General features: G+C 35.5%; 19 protein-coding genes and 1 pseudogene. 7 read left to right on the top strand and 13 right to left on the bottom strand.

What is annotated here, in order from left to right; genetic code table 11:
* Positions 1-12 precede the first annotated feature (12 nt).
* From C568_RS0115050 to C568_RS33035, 3 genes and pseudogenes are all read right to left on the bottom strand, one after another.
* Positions 13-969: an ABC transporter permease gene (locus C568_RS0115050; RefSeq protein ID WP_018767140.1), complete on the bottom strand. Its 957-nt coding sequence runs from the start codon at positions 967-969 to the stop codon at positions 13-15.
* A 109-nt stretch (positions 970-1078) separates the two neighbouring features.
* Positions 1079-2806 carry an ABC transporter substrate-binding protein gene (locus C568_RS0115045; protein ID WP_018782009.1) on the bottom strand — a complete coding sequence of 576 codons (1728 nt, stop codon included), beginning with the start codon at positions 2804-2806 and terminating at the stop codon, positions 1079-1081.
* Between the two features lie 241 nt (positions 2807-3047).
* A pseudogene (locus C568_RS33035) lies at positions 3048-3155 on the bottom strand (oligopeptide-binding protein oppA); the annotation flags it as partial.
* Between the two features lie 91 nt (positions 3156-3246).
* Here C568_RS33035 and C568_RS0115040 point away from each other — a divergent pair.
* Complete coding sequence (locus C568_RS0115040; RefSeq protein ID WP_018767142.1) at positions 3247-3444, top strand: hypothetical protein; 198 nt, start codon at positions 3247-3249, stop codon at positions 3442-3444.
* A gap of 16 nt (positions 3445-3460) precedes the next feature.
* On the opposite strand, the gene C568_RS0115035 is transcribed toward C568_RS0115040, so the two are convergent.
* The 7 genes from C568_RS0115035 to C568_RS34765 form a co-directional block, all read right to left on the bottom strand.
* On the bottom strand, positions 3461-4606 hold the full coding sequence (locus C568_RS0115035) for an ABC transporter permease (RefSeq protein WP_018782008.1): 1146 nt from the start codon (positions 4604-4606) through the stop codon (positions 3461-3463).
* An 11-nt stretch (positions 4607-4617) separates the two neighbouring features.
* The gene (locus tag C568_RS0115030) at positions 4618-5814 is read right to left on the bottom strand and encodes an ABC transporter permease (protein ID WP_018782007.1); all 1197 of its coding nucleotides are present in this window, start codon (positions 5812-5814) and stop codon (positions 4618-4620) included.
* A 15-nt stretch (positions 5815-5829) separates the two neighbouring features.
* Positions 5830-6762 carry an ABC transporter ATP-binding protein gene (locus C568_RS0115025; protein ID WP_003194457.1) on the bottom strand — a complete coding sequence of 311 codons (933 nt, stop codon included), beginning with the start codon at positions 6760-6762 and terminating at the stop codon, positions 5830-5832.
* Between the two features lie 138 nt (positions 6763-6900).
* Entirely contained in the window at positions 6901-7563 is a 663-nt protein-coding gene (locus C568_RS0115020) for a response regulator (RefSeq protein ID WP_018767144.1), read from the bottom strand.
* Entirely contained in the window at positions 7560-8753 is a 1194-nt protein-coding gene (locus C568_RS0115015) for a sensor histidine kinase (protein WP_018782006.1), read from the bottom strand. The genes C568_RS0115020 and C568_RS0115015 overlap by 4 nt, the downstream gene beginning before the upstream one ends.
* Before the next feature lie 174 nt (positions 8754-8927).
* Complete coding sequence (gene abc-f, locus C568_RS0115010) at positions 8928-10802, bottom strand: ribosomal protection-like ABC-F family protein (protein ID WP_018782005.1); 1875 nt, start codon at positions 10800-10802, stop codon at positions 8928-8930.
* Between the two features lie 124 nt (positions 10803-10926).
* On the bottom strand, positions 10927-11061 hold the full coding sequence (locus tag C568_RS34765; RefSeq protein WP_018767146.1) for an RAxF-45 family protein: 135 nt from the start codon (positions 11059-11061) through the stop codon (positions 10927-10929).
* A gap of 416 nt (positions 11062-11477) precedes the next feature.
* On the opposite strand from C568_RS34765, the gene C568_RS0115000 reads away from it, so the two are divergent.
* From C568_RS0115000 to C568_RS0114985, 3 genes are all read left to right on the top strand, one after another.
* On the top strand, positions 11478-11606 hold the full coding sequence (locus C568_RS0115000; RefSeq protein WP_026008686.1) for a hypothetical protein: 129 nt from the start codon (positions 11478-11480) through the stop codon (positions 11604-11606).
* 397 nt (positions 11607-12003) lie between these two features.
* Positions 12004-12771 carry a DUF4931 domain-containing protein gene (locus C568_RS0114990; RefSeq protein WP_018782003.1) on the top strand — a complete coding sequence of 256 codons (768 nt, stop codon included), beginning with the start codon at positions 12004-12006 and terminating at the stop codon, positions 12769-12771.
* A 13-nt stretch (positions 12772-12784) separates the two neighbouring features.
* Positions 12785-13006, top strand: a complete 222-nt coding sequence (locus C568_RS0114985; RefSeq protein WP_018782002.1) for a GNAT family N-acetyltransferase — start codon at positions 12785-12787, stop codon at positions 13004-13006.
* Positions 13007-13030: 24 nt separating this feature from the next.
* Here C568_RS0114985 and C568_RS0114980 read toward each other — a convergent pair whose 3' ends face one another.
* Positions 13031-13564, bottom strand: coding sequence for a transglycosylase SLT domain-containing protein (locus C568_RS0114980; protein WP_006093133.1), 534 nt, complete (start codon positions 13562-13564; stop codon positions 13031-13033).
* Between the two features lie 304 nt (positions 13565-13868).
* Complete coding sequence (locus C568_RS0114975) at positions 13869-14639, bottom strand: TatD family hydrolase (protein ID WP_018782001.1); 771 nt, start codon at positions 14637-14639, stop codon at positions 13869-13871.
* Between the two features lie 411 nt (positions 14640-15050).
* Here C568_RS0114975 and C568_RS34280 point away from each other — a divergent pair, with 411 nt between their 5' ends.
* Entirely contained in the window at positions 15051-15236 is a 186-nt protein-coding gene (locus C568_RS34280) for a hypothetical protein (protein ID WP_123767158.1), read from the top strand.
* 188 nt (positions 15237-15424) lie between these two features.
* Here the strand turns inward: C568_RS34280 and C568_RS0114965 are convergent, their stop codons facing one another.
* Positions 15425-15781: a YxeA family protein gene (locus tag C568_RS0114965; RefSeq protein ID WP_029427329.1), complete on the bottom strand. Its 357-nt coding sequence runs from the start codon at positions 15779-15781 to the stop codon at positions 15425-15427.
* 270 nt (positions 15782-16051) lie between these two features.
* On the opposite strand from C568_RS0114965, the gene nirB reads away from it, so the two are divergent.
* Both nirB and nirD read left to right on the top strand, forming a co-directional pair.
* Positions 16052-18457: a nitrite reductase large subunit NirB gene (gene nirB / locus C568_RS0114960; RefSeq protein WP_018781999.1), complete on the top strand. Its 2406-nt coding sequence runs from the start codon at positions 16052-16054 to the stop codon at positions 18455-18457.
* A gap of 12 nt (positions 18458-18469) precedes the next feature.
* The gene (gene nirD / locus C568_RS0114955) at positions 18470-18787 is read left to right on the top strand and encodes a nitrite reductase small subunit NirD (RefSeq protein ID WP_018781998.1); all 318 of its coding nucleotides are present in this window, start codon (positions 18470-18472) and stop codon (positions 18785-18787) included.
* Positions 18788-18837: the final 50 nt, after the last annotated feature.

Below are 18837 nucleotides of genomic sequence, written 5' to 3'. Positions count from 1 at the left end.
CTTTCTCCCTCCTTACTTTAATCGAATACGCGGATCGACAATCGCATAAACGATGTCTGCTAAAAAGTTTGCGATAATTGTTAGGCAAGAGAGAAACATTGTAAATGCCATTAATACCGTATAATCCCGAAAACTTAACGCTTCTAATTGAATGGTCCCAATTCCTGGCCAGTTGAAAATTTGTTCAATAATAATTGCACCAGAGAACAATCCCGGCAATTCAAACGCAAGTAATGTGATTGCTGGTAAAATCGCATTTTTTAGTGCATGTTTATAAATAACGGCTTTTTCTTTCAATCCTTTTGCACGTGCAGTACGGATATAATCCTGTCTTACGACCTCAAGCATGCTCGTTCTAAAATAACGAGTCAATGAGCCGACACCAAGGAGTGTTAAAATAAATACCGGTAAAATCATGTGCCTTAGTACTTCCAATATGTACGTAAAACCCGTCGAATTACTTCCTATATCAATCATCCCACCAATCGGTAATAAATGAAGATCAACAGCAAATACTTTAATTAAAAATAGACCGATAAAGAATGATGGGAATGACATCGCTGCAAAAACACCGATTGTTACAAGTGCGTCAAACCATGAATGTTGCTTTGTTGCTGAAATAACACCCACAATAAGTGCAATGATCCAAGTAAAAAATAAAGCTGCAACAGCAACAATAAAGGTATTCCAAATAAATTTATTAAGTAATGATGTAACAGGCTCTTGGTATTGCAGCGAGAAACCAAAATCACCATGTAGCGCATTACCTAGCCAATGAAAGTATCTTTCTATAATAGGTTTATTTAATCCATACAATTCTCTTAATTCCTGTGCACGTTCTGGCGTTAACTTTGGATTCGAATCAACATAATCTCCCGGCAGAAGAGCAAATAAGAAAAAAATAATAATAGATGTACCAAACAAAGTAGGAATCATTTGTAGAAACCTACGAATGAGATATGTTTTCACCTTTTGTCTCCCCAATCATAGTTACTTAAAAATAGAAGAACATTTTTTCAAAACAGCAAGAACTAACAACTGTATGAAAAAACGTCTTCTATTCATTAATTACTTATCTCTATTGTTCAATAGATAAAACAGGTAAGTTTGAACTAATGCTATCGTATTTTTCTGGATTAATTCCTTTTACACGTGCATTGTGTGCTGAAATACTTTTACGGTAATTTAATAAAATGACAGGGGGATCATCGCTTAATTCTTTATATAATTCTTTATAAATAGGTTTTCTTTTTTCAATATCAACTGTTTCAATACCTTTTTTAATTAATTCATCCACTTTTGGGTTACTATAACCCGCTGAATTATCTGGATGCGTAGATTCAAACTCACCTACAGGTTCACTCGGATCAGAAATGATCGATGTTGCAACAGCTGCTAAATCATAATCAAACTTTCCAACTTTCGAAACAAGTGTATTAAAGTCCATGATTTCTGGATTAAATTCCACACCTAACGCCTTATAATTCTCTTTCGCAATTGGTATAAACACCTCTTCTTGCTTTCTTCCACTTGCCGCATAATAACTCAACTTTAATTTCTGCCCGTCTTTTTCACGAATACCATCAGATCCAACTTTCCAACCAGCTTCATCTAACAATTTTTTTGCTTTCTCTACATTGTATTCGTATTGATTTATACCCTTATCATCATATGCCCATGATGTTGGTGAAATCGGTATATTCGCAACAGAAGCATTTCCTTGGAAGTATGTATCTACATATTTTTTACGATCTAATCCGTAAATAAGCGCTTGCCGTACTTTTTTATCTTTTAAGTATGGCTTCTTATTATTAAAGTAAACGAATGAGTATGAGCTCACTGTTTCAATATTGAAATTAGCAAAGCCTAAGCTCTTTAATTGTTCAATATTGTCATTATTCGCAGCAAACCCATCATAGTCCGTTTCTCCTGTTTGGAATAACTGGAAATTCGTGTCAGGTGTTGTAATTTTATAAATAAAGTTTTTAACTTTTGGCTTACCAGCATAATAATGTTCATTTGCTACAAATCTTACTTCTTGACCTGGGACATACTTTTCAAATTTATAAGGCCCTGCTGCCATTGGTTTACCATATAAATCTTTTAAATAGTTTAAGCTAGTATTTTGCTTATAATCTTTTCCATAATAAGCCTTAGATAAGACAGGTCCTCCCAAGTTTACTAACGCTTGTGAGTTTACTTTTTCCGTCGTAATTTCAATTGTTTGCGGATTAACAACTTTAATCCCTTCAATCGATGTAACTTTTCCTTCTTTATAATCTTTTCCACCTTTAATTGCATATTGTAAAATATCTGTACCACCCTCATAAGCCTTATCATGTAGCAATGTTAATGTAAATGCTACATCATCTGCTGTTAACGGTGAACCATCACTAAATTTTAAATCTTTTCGTAAGTGAAACGTATACTTCAATTGATCAGAAGATACATCCCATTTCTCTGCAAGCTCTGGAACTGGTTTCCCTTGCTTATCTGTTGATACAAGAGACGCAAATATAACTGATGTTACGTTACCGTCCCAACCATTCTCTTGGAAATAAGGTAAGAACACACCACCAGGTTTTGAAATCCCTAAAATAAGTGTATCTTTTCTCTGCTTCGCTTTCTCAGGATTTTTTGATTTATCTGTCGCTGCAACCTTCTCTATTTTTAAATCTTTCACATCCTGCTGTTTCGCCGGCTCTGTCGAAGCCTTATCCTCTTGTCCCCCACAAGCTGATAACACAAGCGAACTACTCAGTAAAACAGAAAACACACCAGCCCATTTTTTTGTCTTTTTCTTCATTGTCCCCACCCTAACTTTTTTTAATAATTACACCTTATGAACTGCTTGCCTTATATATGCCTCCCACAGCAACATTTTATAACCCATCGGAAAAGTCAGTTTTAAATACAAAAAAATAGATGTTTAGAGGGGTAATAATTTTATTCCGACCTTTCCGCTAGACTTTATGGTTATTAGCTTATATTGTTCGTTATATTTTGTCAATTCTTTCTATTTAAATATTTCAAGATTTTTATAAAAGCTATTGCTGGATTTTTAATTTAGGTAGACTTAACAATATTCCATTATAATTACCTTCCTGTAATCCTTGTATTCTCGCATTATGTGCAGACACAACTTTACTATTATTTTTACTATGAAGAAACGATTAAAAAAATAATTCTATTATTCAGTGGACGAGCATAGAATGCTAACAAACTACCAAAAAGGGGGGCGAAAATATGGACAAACTATTCCAATATGTTCTGCACTATGTTGCATTAACACTCATGATCGTCGGGGCATTACTACTATTTCCGTTCTTCCCAAGGTTCGTCCTCTTTTTAGCATTTCTCTTTATGCTTGGAATTGCGATTGCTATTTCTATAGGGGAAGACGATACACAAAAAGAAAGCAGAGTTCAGCGGGCGAAGCTGTAGACTCTGCTTTCTTTTTTCAATCATAACGTATTCTTGTTAAACCGATTATAAAGAATACACCAGCAAATAACATAAGTATACCAATATATCCTGCTATATCTGCCAATGTCCCTCCTCTTGCAATCAATTCGGTAAACCCACGCATTGCCCAAGTTTGAGGAACAAAGTTCGCTGCGGTTTGCATCCATTCTGGTTCTATTTCAATTGGCCAATACAGCCCACTAATCATGCAAGTTGAAATAACAACGATATTACCTAAAGCTGACTGCTGCTCCGTTGTTTTCACAATACTTGCTAATAATAGTGCTAAACCAATGACCGCTAACAATAACACTGAAACAAGTATGATTATCCCTAGTAGATTTCCCCACTGTACATCGAACAAAACATTCGTTAATACCATTAAAGTTCCAAATTGAATCCATCCAATTAAAAAGAAGGAAAGTATATATCCCCCAAGTATTTGAGCCTTTGAAACAGGCGTTCCTAATAAACGATACCAAACGCCAAGTTGTCTTGATTTTAAAATTGTTCCTGTCGCACTTAGCATCACAATCATTACAAAAAGAATAGAAAACCCTGCTGCTCGCCCTGTTACGTTATTCAGCTTTTTCTCCCCAGGTACAATGGATTCCTTTTGAAGTGAAACTGGTTCTACCTTTGTATGAATCGTTTCATACAGCTTTTCCCAGGACATTCCTCCTTTTTTCTCTGAATCCTTTGCTGCCGCTACTTCTATTTCCATCTTTTTCATTGCACTTTGTAATACTTGTTCTACAGAGGCTCCTCCCGTGAAATCAGCACTTGATTGGAATTTAACCTTCTCTATCTTCCCGTCCGTCATACTCTTTTGAAATTCTTTTGGAATTGTCACAATACCTGAGGACTTCTTATTTTCGATTTTTTGTTTCGCTTCCTCATACGTTACCTTTTCTATAGAAATTAAATCACTTTTCTTTATTTCCTCATAATAGGAGTTGGATAATGTAGATCCATCTTGGTCTACTAAACTAATATTTACTTTCTCGTTTCCACTTCCACCTAAAAGTCCGCCAAAAATGAGTGTGAAAATAATCGGCATTCCGAACATGAGTGTATAGCTTTGTGGCTTAATTAAAATTTGTTTTAACTCTAACCAGCAAAGCGCCCAAACTTTCTTCATGATTTCTCCTCCTATCTCGTACGCAAACGGAAGGTTCCGATGATAACGGAAGCAATACCCGCACTAGATAAACTTAATATAACTGGAAGTAACGCATACCATGATGTACCCGACATAATGTTTAAAAAACTTGTAAGTGCCCATTTATTCGGAGCGATGTTAGCAATTGTTTGAAGAGTATCCGGAAATGCATAGATTGGTAACATAGATCCGCCTAATATAGCTAACAACTGAATTCCAATGCCACCCATTAAATCCGCTGTTTTTTCTTCACGAATAAATGCTGCGATGAGCATAGATAAGCCAGAAACACAAATTGCATAAGCAATTCCTACTACTACAATTTGTGAAACATCTTCACCCCAATTCACATGAAATGCGTAATAAGTAGCAACTACAAATACTCCAAATTGAATACAAGCAAATAGTAATGTACCTAAAAATTTACCTAATAATATGGCAAAAGAGCTTGTCGGTGTACTTGATAATCTTGCTAATGTTTCAGTTCGTTGCTCTGTTATAATAGATTTTGCTCCTACTGTTATGTTATATAGTAAAAACATCACTAACATTGCTGCAGCATAATATTGCATCGCAGCCACTGTTTTTTTGCCGATTGTTCCTTTTTCAATTCCATCCGTATTCGAAGCCGCCACTGCTTGTAAATTAGCACTTACCTCTTTTGCAACCTGTTCTATATTTCCTGGCTGTGCCTTTGCTAAATCTGTTGCGACAGTCTTAGTAGAAATGGCAACTGTTTGCACACGCTCTGAGAAGGAACGAATAAGCGATTCAGCTATTTTTGCTTGTATATCTTTTGATGGATCAGTAATCAATTTGGGTTCTTTTAATTTTCCACCCTTTATATGTTCACTCCACTCGTTTGGGATAATCATTCCAACATCAATTTTCTGTTTTCTTAGCAGATCCTCCAGCTCTTTTTGTGAAGCTACGACCTCTATCTTCACATCATCCTTAATCTCTTTTGAATGCAATACATCTTTTTGAAATATATTTGCAAACTCATCTGTTCCTTCTTGATAATAACCAATCACCGTTTTAGGTAATCCACCACTATCTAATATGTTACTTAGTGCTGATCCTAAAATAGTCGTTAATAGAAGTGGCATAAGTAACATCATCATAAATCCACGCCGATCTATTAAACGAATTTTTAAATCTTTCCATGCAATAATAAAACTTTTCATGAGTTCCTAACCTCCTTAATCACGAAGTGAACGCCCTGTTAGCTGTAAAAAGAGAGCTTCTAAATTTGGCTCTTGTACTTCAAGCTTTAAAATTTGCACATGATTTTCTACTACGATCGAGACAACCGTACCGACAGCTTCTCCAGTCTTCAGTCCAATATCGAGTGTATTCGTATCCTCATCAATGATAATCCGTTCTACAGTGGGAATTTCTTTTACTTTCTGCAGTAACTCCTGGCTATAACGATTCAGTTGTAACTTCACCATAAAGCCATCAGCAAGACGATTACATAACTCCGTTTTCGTTCCTAGTGCAATTACCTTTCCATAATCAACAATTGCAATTCGTTCACATAAATACTCCACTTCTTCCATGTAATGGCTCGTATAAATGACCGTCATACCTTTCTCATTTAATCCTTTTACCGTCTCTAAAATATGATTCCGTGATTGTGGATCAATCCCGACTGTCGGCTCATCCATAATTAATAACTCTGGTTCATGCATAAGTGCCGCACCAATGTTAATTCGGCGTTTCATTCCACCTGAAAATGTTTCAATTTTGTCCTTTGCGCGATCCTGTAAACCAACATATGCTAATACCTCATCTGCTCGTTTCTTTGCAATAGCTCCACTTAAACCATACATTTTCCCCCAAAAGATTAAATTTTCTTTCGCAGATAGCGTAGGATATAAAGCAATATCTTGCGGGACAATACCGATCTTCCTTTTCGCATCTAATGGATATTCTTTTACAGATTTCCCCCCAACTTTTATATCACCGCCATCATATGGAATAAGCCCACAAATCATTGATATCGTCGTCGACTTTCCTGCACCGTTTGGACCAAGCAAACCAAATGTTTCTCCTTTCTTAACTTCAAAAGATACATTCTTTACAACTTCCTTCTTTCCAAACGACTTTGTAATATGATCTACGACTAACATGCCGATTCAGCCCCTTTGCATTAATCTACAATTTCATTGTAAAAAAACATCCTCTTTCTTCCATCACCCTTAAGATAGAAATGCAAAATAAAAAAGCAGCATAATTTGCTGCTTTTTTATTTTTCTCTATGCCAAAAGTCATGTGTATGTTGTAATACCGTATCTTACTGCATATATAGCTGCTTGTGTCCGATCCCTCAGCTCCAGCTTACTGATTAAGTTAGAAACATGATTTTTTACGGTTCCCTCTGTAATAAACAATTTCTCAGCAATTTCTTTATTATTTAATCCAAGGCCTATTTCTCTTAATACATCTATTTCACGCTCTGTTAATTGTTCCACTTGCTTTGGCTGATTTTGCTCTGATATTTCCACTACTTTTGTTCTTTTTAGTTCCTTCACAATTTGCGCTGTTATATCTTGTGGCAATACCGCTCCCCCTGCATGGACCGTTAATATTGCCTGAACAATTGCATCTGTCTCCATATCTTTTAATAAGTAACCGCTCGCTCCTTGCTCTAATGCTTCAAAAATGAGTTCACTATCATTAAATGTCGTCAGCATAAGAACCTTCATATCAGGGAACCTTTCCCTTATTAAGCGAGTCCCTTCAACGCCATTTATACGAGGCATTCGAATATCCATCAAAATAATTTCAGGTTGTAATTGTTCTGCTATTCGAACTACTTCATCCCCATCATTTGCTGTTCCCACCACTTCAAGTTCTGAACGTAAATTTAATAGCATTGCTAAACCATCACGAATAAGTGACTGATCATCAACGATCATAATACGAATCATTTCGTTCCTCCTATTACCCACGTCTTTTCCTTAAGTGGAAACTCAATCTGTAATCGAAAACCCTTCTCTTTTTCACTTTCAAATCGAATGATTCCACCATGTTCTTCTACACGTTCTTTCATATTTATTAAACCAAAACCAGGACTCACTTCATTTACGCCAACACCATTATCCGTAATCAATAGCATAACTTTTTCATCTAAACACAATAAGCTAACTTTACATAAACTAGCTTTTCCATGGCGTTGTGCATTTGTTAATGACTCTTGCATAATACGCAACAAAGTAGGTTGTAATGACAATGGGATTATAATTGGATCTCCCTGTAAATGAAAGGTTACTTGTACTTTGGTTACCTTTGAAAATTCATTTAACATTCCTTTCATATTTTCTATTATGTTCCCTAGATCTCTTTCTTCCTTCAACGCACGGACTGAAGCTCTTACCTCTTGAAGGGATTTTCTAGCTAATTCATGGCATGTATGTAAAACTTCTTCTGTAGCATCTGACTTTTGCTTCCATAAAGCCTCTGCAAGCTGCAATTGAACAAGTAAAGCCGTCATATTATGACCAACTGTGTCATGAATTTCTCGGGCAATATCGTTCCTCTCCCGAACTGTAGTTAGTTCTTCTACTTCTTTCGCATAAAGCTGTAATTGTTCATGCGCTTCTTTTAGAGCTATATGTGATAACGTCAATTTTTCATATTGATCGTCGACAGTTTGGCGGGCTACTGTCAGTTTTTTAATTAAGTTCCCGGATAAAGCACTGAAGACAACGAACATAAAATTAATAGCATTACTATCAACTTCTATCTTTCCAGTATATTGATACGTATATAGTAAAATAGCAGACCAACATACAAAGAAAAAACTCACAAAAAAATATACAACTGCTTTTCGCCACGTATGAATAAATACTCCTACCGCATCAATCCCAAATATAATTAAATACAAACATGTCTCGGGAAATAAAAAGCCTAGTAGTACTGTAACTACTCCATTTGAGAGGAATACATAAAATTCACGCCTTCTCCCTTGATGTGGTTGTATAAGTAAAACATGATTTATAACGTACATTAAACATGCAATACCAACAAATATTTGTAACTCTACTGTTTCACGTGAAACATGATTTATATATACCATGCAAATCATAACAATCGTAATGAGACGTGCATACCTTAACATAAAATTCTCCTCGCGTTTTTGAACTATTGTTTTAAATCATACCAACATGTAAAAAATCGTTTTCACAATATAACATAAAGAAAATTATACCATTTCCATCTCGAGTTAACGGATATTAATAGAAAAACAAGTCACCCCCACATCTCCTAAGAGGATGACTTGTTTTTCTTTCATCTATTCCATCATACTATCTAATCGATTATATAATTCCGCCCGTAATCGTTCTTTTTCTGTTTTTTCTTTATATAACCGTTCTAACTTTTCAACATTGCTTGTTTCTTCCATTGTGCAATCCAGCGCATATATATCTTCTTCTATATACATAAGCTTATCTTCAATTTCTTCTATACCAATAGATTCCTTCTTTTTTACATTCATTACTTTAATTTTTGGAACCTCTTGTTGTTTCACTTCTTCTTTCTCTATTCTCTCTGCCCATTTCTGACGTGCCCATGCATAGTTCCCCGCAAATTCAAACAATGTATGTTCATCGATCCAATATGTTTTTTCAAACAATTTATTTAAAAAGTAACGGTCGTGTGAAACAGCAAGAATGGTTCCATTATATTGTTCGAGAGCTTCTTCCAGCACTTCCCTTGATTCGATATCAAGATGGTTTGTGGGCTCATCTAACACAAGGAAATTTATATCTTGATACATAAGCTGTGCCAAACGTAATCTCATTCGTTCACCACCGCTAAGCTGATTGACCTTTTTAAAAACGGCTGGACCATAAAATAAAAAACGAGCTAATATATGGCGAGCTTCTCCTTCAGTTACAGCTACATGCTCCCGGAATGCTTCTAATACATCATATTTTACATTCTCATATGCATGCTGCGATAAATAACCGATTTTCACACTATTACCGATTCTGATCTCCCCAGCATCTGGTTTCATTTCTTCTAATAGCAATTTTAATAATGTTGTTTTTCCTGTACCGTTACGTCCAACAATAGCTGCACGCTCTTGAAAACGCACATGTAAATTTGCTCCCTCAAATAAAATACGCTCAGCAAAATTTTTGCCAACTTCCTTCATTACAACAACATCTTTTCCGCTTCTCTCTTGTCCTTCAAACTGAAGCCCCATTTGTTTTCTTTCTAAAATTGGCTTCTTTAATTTTTCCATCCGTTCTAACGCGCGTTCCATATTTCTAGCACGTTTATGCAGTCCTTCATTCGGAGGATTCGCTTGATTCGCCCATTCTCTTAAACGTTTAATTGCTTCCTTCATTTTCTTTATCTTCTTTTGTTGTTCTTGATAAGATTGGAACTCTTGCAGTAACCTTTCTTCCTTTTCTTTCACAAACTGCGAGTAGTTCGTATGATATACATGAATTTCTCCGTCTTCCAAGTCAAAAATTTTCGTAACGACTTCATCAAGAAAATAACGATCATGTGAGATCACAACAACTGTTCCTGTATACTCTTTCAAAAATTGTTCGAGCCATTCTACTGCAAATAAATCTAAATGGTTCGTCGGTTCATCTAACAGTAGTAAATCTGGTTTCTTGAGCAGCATATAAGCAAGACTTACTTTCGTCTGCTCCCCGCCACTCAGTTCAGCAAAAATTCGAGAAAATAGCTCCGTTATTTGTAAACCATTTGCTACTTTCATGATGTTCGCTTCTATTTCATAACCACCTAAAAACGAAAATTGTTCTTGCACTGCGCCATACTTCTCCATTAACCTCTCTAAACTAGTTGGATCGTGTTCCTCCGCCATACTTTTCTCTAAATTTCGCATGTTTCTTTCTAATTCTTTCTCTTTTACAAAGGCAGCGCTCAATACATCATATACATTTGTTTCACCAGCAAACTTCGGAATTTGTGCTACATGACCAACACGTGTCCCTTTTTTCATATGAATTACTCCAGCATCTACATTCTCTATTCCTGTTAATAGCTGAAAAATTGTGGTTTTCCCGCTACCGTTTCTGCCAACTAATCCAATGCGTTCACCACTTTGTATTTCAAGCGATATATTTTCAAATATGATGTTTCCACCAAAAGATTTCGTTACATTGTTTACACTACAAATTGTCATTTTCCGTACTCCTTTCAACGTAAAAAACCATAGGGAAAGAAACTTTCCCCATGGTTTTTGGCATAGAAAAAGGAAGCCAAATAGCTCCCTTTTCACACGTTTTATAAAATGGGTGAAGAGATTTCTATCGTTCAATAACTGCTATGCAATTGCTAAAAAAGGGCATACGTATCCCGTTAGCAATCACATCATGAAAAATCGCACGACAAAAATAGATAAAATCTAAAAATTTTGCGCGTGCAGCTAAAGAACGTTTCATCTCATTCACTCCTTTCGTACGGAATTTAATACTTACTTCTTTATTATACTTCCCCATTTGATGTTTGAATAGTCATTTTTCTGAAAATAATGAATATAGACTAAACATTTCAACAAATTACATCCAATCTTACACAACTGTTATGTTCACGTAATGGAAAGCAATAGTACGAAATCGTGCCTCCTTATACAATAAAGATGTAAGCAAGAGGTAAACAAAAAGAGGAAACAGTCCTGATGAAAGAAATCGTAAAAGCAGTCTTCGAGGTGTTAGTAAACGGACAAGCAGTTGTAAAAGAACTAAACCGACTATAAAAGGAGGAATAAAAATGATGAACATGGTAAAAATGATTCTCCACGCTTTAATTGATGCAAAAGCAGTTAGCCAAGAATTAAATGAACAATAAAAAGGGGAAAATGAATATGAAGAAAGCCATCTTTGCAATTGTAGGTACATTCTTTGCCTTACATGCACTGAAAAATAGAAAAAAGAAACAAAATGAAAATACTCTATATTATCCATACACATTATTACAAAAAAAATAAAAGACAAGATACCCAAGTACAATTAGGATATCTTGTCTTTTGTTTTTTCTATTAAAAATTGTTGTTCTACAATCTTTTTATAATATGTATGATGCTTCATTAATTCATCGTGTATACCAATTTCTATAATACTGCCATTCTCTATTACAAAAATGGTATCTGCTTGTACTACCGTTGATAAACGATGTGCAATAACAAATGTCGTTCTACTCGGAAATATTTTTTTGGTGGATTAGCAGTCCGCCATATATCACGAAATGATACATTTTTCTGTTCTTCCATCTTCTAACTCCTTCTTTTACCATTTCCTCCTTTTCCACTATACAGGATTTCCCTTTCCCTTTCACGAATATAGTAGACGGGAATTTCACATATATTTTTAAAGGGGTATATACGAATGGATACACAACAACTTTATTTTTTAAATGATATTGGCAAGCAAAAACCAGAGAGCATCCGTAATAAAAATACAGCTTGTCCTTTTTGCGATACGGAAAACCTCACTGACATTTTAGAAACGGAAGACTCTATTATCTGGTTGAAAAATAAATTTCCAACATTGAAAGATACGTTTCAAACTGTTCTTATAGAAACAGATAATTGTCATGATCATATTGCAACCTACGCACCTGAACATATGCAAAAGCTACTGCATTTTTCTATAAAGCATTGGTTAGCTTTAGAAAAGAGCAACGAATTTACTTCTGTTATTTTATATAAAAATCATGGTCCATTTTCAGGCGGAAGTTTGCATCATGCACATATGCAAATTATTGGAATGAAATATGTAGACTACCGAGAAAATGTAACACCTGAACACCTTCAAGGCGTAATCGTACAAAAAGATGAGCAAATTGAACTTAATATTTCTACACGTCCAATTATCGGTTTTACTGAATTTAATATTGTCATTGAGGATATAAAATCCATTGATATAATGGCACATTATATTCAACAAACTGTGCGTTACATATTAACAGATTTCCATAAAGGGTGTAGCAGCTATAATTTATTCTTCTATCATTTTGAGGGTAAAATGATTTGTAAGGTTGTTCCACGTTTCGTTGTTTCACCATTATATGTTGGATATAAAATCCCTCAAGTTTCTACAAAGTTAGAAGATGTAAAACAGCAGCTGGCAAATTATTTTACAGTTTCATTATGAGAGATGAAACCAAATGAATTATATTGTTAGAAAAGAAGCTTACATTTTAAATATGTATACACTCCCAGAATACCGTGGAAATGGTTTAGCAGAAAAACTACTCGAACACTGCATAGAGGAATGTGAAGAAAACGGCGTAAAACGAATATGGCTTCATTCTTCCAAAGATGGTGAGTTGCTATATAAAAAGATGGGATTTACTTATAAAGAAAATGAAATGGAACTTTTTTTATAAAAAAATAGAGTAGGTGCTTAGCATCTACTCTTTCATTGTTCCTTTATTTCGATAGTACACGTTCTCTAGCCCAACGTTATACTTCATATTTTGATCCGTCCACTCAGGCCCTAAATTACCTGGCCAACCAGATGTATTTGCTATATATTTTAGTAACGCTAAATCTGTTAAACCTTTTTGCACACCTCTTTTATACCCTTTCATTAAATGAGGCATCGCAATCTGGGCATTTGTCCGCGGGTCCTTCAATTGCTCGTCCGTTAAGTGATCAGGAGCAAGTCCCCCACCTCGGTGTAACTGAAACAATCCAAAAGAAGTGCCATTGTCTCCAACACTTCGTGGGTTCAAACGACTTTCATGCTCGGCAATTGTAAGAGGTATCCATTCTGGAAGATTTACTTTCTTTGCTTCTTCAGTAATAATTTGTTTCATCTGTTTTGCTTCCTCTGAGTCAACATAACTTGTTTGATTCGTCAATCTTTCCATTCCTTCAGACTCTCCTTGGAAATACAAATACATTCCAAGAACAACTAAAAATCCTACAAAGAATTTTTTCACTACCTCTACCTCTTTCTCCGCTGAAATTTGTCCCCTTTCAGCCCTTCCTTACAATTACCTGCAATCTATCACCCTGTTACTCTTAAATGATATCAAACGAAGCTCTATCTTAACATCGTGCTTTAGACTGATTTTCTGAAAATCAATAGTAAAATATTATAAAAAATGTAACATCCCTATCCCACTTCTTATGTGTGTAATTTTTACCAATATCCATTTTAAATGGTTTCTACCTTTTTTGTATATAATTGTAAAATGAATTCTACACAAAGAATAGGAGACTACCTACATGAAAAGTCAAAAACTAAAGACATTTCCCCCCATAAAACCGAAACGTATTTTGATATATTTGCTCTGCAACCTTCTCTATAGAAATATTTTTTATCAAGCTAATTTCTTTTAACACACCCTCAATCATACCCGGATGCGTCATAATATTTTCTTGAAATTTCCATGGTCCATCTGTTTCCACCATCATATATTCTAGCGGATAAAACGAAACGATTTTTCTAATTTTCTCCTTCTTCATAACATCTGGCGTAATTGAAATAAAGTAGCCATTTTGAATCATCCGCTCCATCGTTTCTTTACTCCCCTTAAACCAATGAAAATGCGCACGTGATATCTCATACTGTTCCAGTAAATCACATACAATATCAGCGTCTTCATAAACTGCATGTAAAACAATCGGTAAATTGAACCTTTTTGCAAGTATTATAAATCTCTCTAATACTTTTATATAAGGGTCTAATACGATATCTTTCTTTTCTTGCCTTAAATAATAGGGCAGACCGATCTCACCTATGGCAACAAGCCGTCCTACATTTGCCTCAATTAACTTATAAATTTGTTCACATTCTTTTTGGTTAATCGGCTGTTCTGGATGAAAACCAAGTGCCGGATGTACAAATGGATGTTGTCTTGCTAAAGATAATGTTTGTTGACAAGAATGATAGTTCATTGATACCGCAATCAGTCCATCAATCTCAGTACTTCTTTTTACATCATCAATTAGTTTCATTTGCTCTTTATTCTTATATTGGTCCAAATGTATATGACTATCAATCCACTTCATCCTATCACCTCTTACATCTATTTTAATACGCCGCTTCAGATTAAGGGCAATAAAAAACAAGAAGGAATCTTCTTCTTGTTTTTTCATCTATATTATTTAACAATTAAATTTGTAATTATGTCAAAAAGTCCAACACATACGACAGCAACAGTAAAGTAGCTACAGAAATCTTTTATCGGAAACTTAACTACTTCTTTTTTTTGCATCTCATTCTTCTCCCTTCTGATTACCTTCCCTAATTTTTTATCTTTTTTTATTATGCAGAAAATATGACAAATAAGCTATCGAATTAACTTACGAAAACCTTACAATATTGTAAGGTTTAAAAAAATAGCCTCATCTCATAAAGAGATAATGGCTATGCAATAGTTGGTTTTAAAACATTCATCACTGTTTCAGACAGAAAGTTGTATGTTCAAACTTCCTACTTGTATTGTAATAGAATTCACAAATGACAACTATCGAATTAACTTACATGTACCTTACAATGTTGTCATAAACAATATTGCTTTTAACAATTTAGATGCAATCGGACTTGCTAGCAGTGTGGCTCTTCTTACGGATTTCATTTCTGCTGCTACAGTTATCCTAGTATAAACTTATGTCCGCTTTCTTGTTATACAGTTAAAATCCCCTAAATTCCATACTCTCTGTCTTGTTAAAACTTATTTTATATAGTAAATGTATATTTAAATACTAACACCGAAAAATTTCTTCTTTAAATGATTTATATGTAATAAAAAACACTGTAACATACTCAGTATGTTACAGTGTTTTACAATATTTTATCTTGTCGCCAATAGCTTACTTCTCGCCTGCACAGGAATATTTTGGACCTCAATCTCTACCAACGATTCACCGTAACGTCCTTTTGCGGTAATTTTCAATGACTCACTTCGTTTTAACATGTGCTTCACTGTTTTCTTTATCGTCTGTGCCCTACCTTTTTCATCATATGCAGCAAACTCATATTCATACCATTCATCACCAATATGTTGACCGACATCATTCACAATCGTGTAATATTCTTTTGTTTTACAAAATGGATTATATTTATCAATTACTGGTCCCAGTTTTGTTGGTAGTAGTAAGATAATAACAGCTACCAGCGCAATTCCAGTAATAATTACTCGCTTTTTCACTCTTCCCCACTCCAAGGTAAATTCCTCCTCCACACAATATGTGTAGTTTTCTATAAACTTATTTTAAAGAGAAGGACTTAATCCCGCCATTGAATCCCATTACATTTCCCTTACATTTTTGTAAGAATTCGAATGAAATTTTATATGATTTTTAACAATTTGTGAACCCTCCAAAACTGTGATAAACATCACACCCTCTACTTTCCAAAGATTCTATAATACGAGTATACAAGTTTGTTAAACATTTCACATTTAAGAGGGGAAATGAATATGAAAAAGCGTTTAGTTATGATCGGGAATGGTATGGCTGGGATACGCTGCATTGAAGAAATTTTAAAACTAGATTCAGGACTTTATGATATTACTATTTTTGGTGATGAACCTCATCCAAACTATAACCGCATTATGCTATCTCACGTCTTACAAGGAAAAACAAATATCCAAGATATCATTATGAACGAATACAGTTGGTACGAGGAAAATGATATTACGCTGTATACAAATGAAAAGGTAATAAATATTGATCGGGAAGAACAAGTCATCATTACAGAAAAGAACCGTATTGTCATATATGACAAGCTCATTATCGCAACAGGGTCCAGCGCTTTCATCTTACCTGTTGAAGGCTCACAACTTCCAGGTGTAACAGGCTTTCGTACAATTGAAGATACACAATTTATGCTGGATGCTGCTAAGCGATATAAAAAGGCTGTCGTCATTGGCGGGGGATTACTCGGTTTAGAAGCCGCACGAGGGCTTATTGACTTAGGAATGGATGTTCACGTTGTTCATTTAATGCCTTACTTAATGGAGCAACAACTCGATGCCAAAGCCGCCTCATTACTGCGTGAAGACTTAGAATCACAAGGTATGAAGTTTCTTATGGAAAAGAAAACAGTGAAAATTCTTGGTACTGACCGTGTTGAAGGTATCCAATTTGAAGATGGGGATGTTGTAACATGCGATTTAATTGTAATGGCTGTTGGGATACGTCCAAATACACATTTAGCAAAAGATGCTGGTTTAATTGTAAATCGTGGCATAGTTACAAATGACTATATGCAAACAGATGATGAATCAGTCTATGCAGTTGGTGAATGTGCAGAACATGACGGTATTGCCTATGGTCTTGTTGCCCCATTATATGAACAAGGGACCGCACTGGCAAAGCATATAACGAATTCACAAACAGATGGATATGCAGGTAGCATCGTCGGTACACAACTTAAAGTTGCAGGATGCGATTTATTCTCTGCTGGACAAATTTATGAAGATGACGTAACAAAAGCAATCTCAATCTTTAATGAGTGTACGCGTTCCTATAAAAAAGTATTAATCCGTGACAATAAAGTCGTTGGTGTTGTTTTATATGGAGACACTGCTGAAGGTACACGCCTCTTTAGCATGTTAAAAAAGGAAGAAGATATACAAGAATACACACCCGTCTCCCTTCTTCACAAAGCTGGTGAAGAAAGTGGACTTGACGTTGCCAGTATGAGTGCTAATGACACCGTTTGTGGATGTAACGGCGTGACAAAGGGAACAATCGTTCATGCTATTTTAGAACAAGATTTAACAACTTTTGAAGAAGTAAAAGGATGTACAAAAGCTGCCGGTTCATGTGGTAAATGTCGTCCAGTTGTTGAACAAATTTTATCTCATACTCTCGGGGATAGCTTCGATGCATCTGCACAATCCGTTGGTATATGTGGATGTACAACTTTATCACGTGATGAAGTTGTCACAGCGATTCATGAGAAAGGTTTAAAATCGCCAAAAGAAGTACGAAACGTCCTTGGCTTCGCACATGAAGACGGCTGTTCAAAATGCCGCCCTGCATTAAATTACTATTTACGTATGACACGCCCAGAAGAATATGCAGATGATAAATCATCCCGCTTCGTTAATGAAAGAATGAATGGCAATATTCAGCATGATGGTACATTTTCTGTTATTCCTCGTATGTACGGCGGTGTTACTACGGCAGATGATTTAATGAAAATTGCTGAAGTTGCTAAAAGATATGATGTGCCGCTTGTAAAAATAACAGGTGCAAGTCGAATCGGCTTATATGGTGTTAAGAAAGAAGATTTACCAAAAGTTTGGGCTGACCTCGATATGACTTCTGGTTATGCCTATTCGAAATCCCTTCGCAATGTAAAATCATGCGTCGGCTCTCGCTTCTGCCGCTTTGGTACAAAAGATTCATTAGGGCTTGGTATGTTACTTGAACAATCGTTAGAAATGGTAGATACACCTCACAAAATGAAAATGGGTGTAACTGGTTGTCCACGTAACTGTGCAGAAGCATTAACAAAAGACTTTGGTGTCGTTTGTGTTGAAAATGGCTTCCAACTTTATATTGGTGGCAACGGTGGTACAGAAGTGCGTGAAGCTGATTTTGTAATGATTGTCCCTACAGAAGAAGATGTACTTCGCATTGCCACAGCTTACGTACAACATTACCGTGAAACTGGTATTTACGGCGAACGAACAGCCCCTTGGGTAGAACGAATGGGATTAGCTCATATAAAAGAAGTGCTGCAAGATGAAAGCATGGTTACTATGCTAAATGAACGTTTCCAAAAAGCGCGTAACACATATGAAGAAGCTTGGGGACAAGCACTGGAAACTAGGTCATTAAAAGCCATGTATGAAGTAGAAACTGTAAAGTAAGGAGCGATCTACATGTTGCAAACTAAAGAAAAAATAAAAATAATGCATGCAGAAGACCTTCCTGTGCAAATCGGTAAGGAAGTGCGCATTAAGGATATATCCATCGCCTTATTTCGCCTTTCAAATGGTGATATTCGCGCTGTAGAAAATCGATGCTCTCATAAAAACGGACCTTTAGCCGAAGGAATTGTTTCTGGAGAATTCGTCTTCTGTCCATTGCATGACTGGAAAATTTCATTAATAACAGGTGAAGTTCAAAAGCCTGATGATGGTTGTATCCAAACATATCAAGTAGAAGTTATTGATGGTGATATTTATATATATATGTAACTTGTACAGGGAAGCCCTTTTTGGCTTCCTTTCAAGTAAAAATAGATGAG

Origin of the sequence: Bacillus sp. 95MFCvi2.1, assembly GCF_000374965.1 — a bacterium.
In the GTDB taxonomy this organism is placed as follows: Bacteria; Bacillota; Bacilli; order Bacillales; family Bacillaceae_G; genus Bacillus_A; species Bacillus_A pseudomycoides.
The sequence above is the reverse complement of the archived record's forward strand: the minus strand, read 5'-3'. Positions and strand labels throughout refer to the sequence as shown.